The sequence below is a fragment of the Streptomyces sp. NPDC085524 genome, from assembly GCF_044541755.1.
In the GTDB taxonomy this organism is placed as follows: domain Bacteria; phylum Actinomycetota; class Actinomycetes; order Streptomycetales; family Streptomycetaceae; genus Streptomyces.
Genome location: NZ_JBITTH010000074.1, coordinates 1 through 1,820, shown reverse-complemented (window position 1 = coordinate 1,820; position 1,820 = coordinate 1). Strand labels below are relative to the sequence as shown.

The following is a 1,820-nucleotide window of genomic DNA, read 5'->3' as shown; positions in this document are numbered from 1 at the left end:
TGCGGTGACGAGGTGGCGGGCCAGGAGGGTGCCCAGGGTGCCGGTGGCTCCGGTGATCAGGACCGTGCCCTCGGGGTCCAGCCCGCGCGGCAGCGACAGGGCGACCTTGCCGATGTGCCGGGCCTGGCCCAGGAAGCGGAAGGCGTCACGCGCGTACCGGATGTCCCAGGACCGCACGGGCAGCGGGCGCAGTGCACCCGCCTCGAACAGCTCGTACAGCTCCCGCAGCATCTCCTGGATCCGCGCCGGGCCCGCCTCCATCAGGTCGAAGGCCTGGTAGGCGACGCCCGGGTGCTGCTCGGCGACCTGCTCGGGGTCGCGGACGTCCGCCTTGCCCATCTCGAGGAAGCGGCCGCCGGAGGGCAGGAGGCGCAGGGTCGCGTCGACGAACTCCTTGGCGAGGGAGTCGAGTACGACGTCGAAACCGCGGCCCGCGGTCGCCGCCGTGAACTCCTGCTCGAAGTCGAGGGTGCGGGAGTTGGCGAGGTGCGCGTCGTCGAAGCCCAGGCCGCGCAGCGTGTCCCACTTGCCGGGGCTGGCCGTGCCGAAGACCTCGGCACCCAGGTGCCGGGCGATCTGCGTCGCGGCCATCCCGACCCCGCCCGCCGCCGAGTGCACGAGCAGCCGCTCGCCCGCCCGCAGCCCCGCCAGGTCCGTCAGGCCGTAGTACGCGGTGAGGAAGACGATCGGGGTCGCCGCCGCCTCGGCGAAGGTCCAGCCGCCCGGCACGTGGCCGAGCGTGCGGTGGTCGGTGACGGCCACGGGACCGGCGCCTTCGGAGAAGAGGCCCATCACCCGGTCGCCCACGGCGAGGGAGGTGACTCCGGGACCGGTCTCCAGGACCACGCCCGCGCCCTCGCTGCCCATCGGCGCCTCGCCGGGGTAGCTGCCGAGGGCGATGAGGACGTCGCGGAAGTTGGCGCCCACGGCGCGTACGGCGACCCGGACCTGGCCCTCGGCGAGCGGCCCGGCGGCCTCGGGCGACGGCACCAGGGCGATGTTCTCCAGGGTGCCCTTGCCGGTGCTGCCCAGACGCCACGCGCCGGTGCCCTCGGGCGGGGTCAGCACTCCTTCGGCGGCGCCGGTACGGCTGAGCCGGTTGGCGTACACCGTGCCCTGCCGCAGGGCGAGTTGGGGCTCCTCGACGGCGGCCAGGGCGAGGGCCAGGGCGGTCGCGTCGGCCGGTTCGCCCGGGGCGAGGTCGAGCAGGACGAAGGAGTCCGGGTTCTCGGTCTGCGTCGCACGCAGCAGGCCCCAGACGGCGGCGCCGGCCAGGTCGTCCAGCAGGTCGCCGCGGTGGGCGGCGACGGCGCCGGTGGTGACGACCACGAGCCGCGAACCCGCGGACCGGCCGTCGGCCAGCCACTGCTGTACGGCCTCCAGGACCTGCGCGAGCGCCGTACGGGTCTCCTGGCCGGCGGGGACCGGCAGGAACACCGTCGCGGGCACCGGCCCTTCGGCGGCGAACAGGCCCGGGAGGTCCGGGTGGACCGCGGTTCCCCCGCCGAGCGCGGCCGCGAGTTCCGGGCCCGGCATGCCGATCACGGCCATGGTCCCCGCGTCGGTGGCCTCGCCGGCCCGTACCGGGGTCCAGTCGACGTCCAGCAGGATCCCCTGGTCGGCGGCGGGCGCGGCGGCGGCCAACTGCTCGGCGCTGACCGGCCGGAGCACGAGCTCGCCGACGGTCACCACCGGCTGCCCGGTCTCGTCGGCCGCGCTGATGCGGACGGTGTCGGGTGTGGTGGGGGTGAGGTGGACGCGGAGGGTGGTGGCGTGGGTGGCGTGGAGGGTGATGTGGTTCCAGGCGAAGGGGATGCGCA

The 1,820-nt window shown here is 75.4% G+C and carries 1 protein-coding gene; it reads right to left on the bottom strand.

Annotation, left to right across the window (positions count from 1 at the left end; all coding sequences use genetic code 11):
- On the bottom strand, positions 1-1,820 hold a 1,820-nt coding region (locus tag ACIGFK_RS42445; protein WP_400056158.1), incomplete at both ends, for a zinc-binding dehydrogenase.